This is a genomic window from Mesorhizobium sp. M8A.F.Ca.ET.021.01.1.1 (assembly GCF_003998025.1).
Lineage (GTDB): Bacteria > Pseudomonadota > Alphaproteobacteria > Rhizobiales > Rhizobiaceae > Mesorhizobium.
The window spans coordinates 1-563 of sequence record NZ_RZSJ01001082.1 but is presented as its reverse complement, the minus strand read 5'-3'; the positions used below and the strand labels follow the sequence as shown (position 1 = coordinate 563).

General features: G+C 64.8%; 1 protein-coding gene. It reads left to right on the top strand.

Annotation, left to right across the window (positions count from 1 at the left end; translation table 11 throughout):
- On the top strand, positions 1-563 hold a 563-nt coding region (locus EOA36_RS36715; protein WP_127281329.1), incomplete at both ends, for an LLM class flavin-dependent oxidoreductase.

Sequence of the window (563 nt, the reverse complement as noted above, 5' to 3'; positions counted from 1 at the left end):
GCCCGATGACCATGTCACACGCTATGGCTATGCCCAGGAATGGTTCGATATCGTCCGGGCATTGTGGGAGCGCACGGACGCCTTCGACTGGGACGGCACCTGGTTCAAGCTCAAAAATGTGCTTGGCGACCCGCGCCCGTCCGCGCGGCTGCCGATCCTCAACGCCGCCGGGTCGGAAGAGGGCCGCAAATTCGCGATCCGCAACGCTGATTTCCTGTTCACGCCGGCGATCGACCTGGCGCGCTCCAAGGATGAGATCATAGCGCTGAAGGAGCAGGCGAGGGCAGCCGGCAGCGATGTCGATGTGCTGACCTTTGCCCATGTCGTCTGCCGGCCGACCGAAAAGGAAGCCACGGACTATCTGGAACATTTCGGCCGCACCAACGCCGACTGGGCGGCGGTCGACAATCTGGTGCGGCTGCAATTTGCCCATGCGCAGTCGTTTCCGCACGATCTTCTGGCGCTCATCCGCGACCGCATGGCGGCAGGCCATGGCGGCTTCCCGCTCACCGGCACGCCCGAGCAGGTCGCCGACGGCATCACCGCCTTGCACGAGGCCGGGT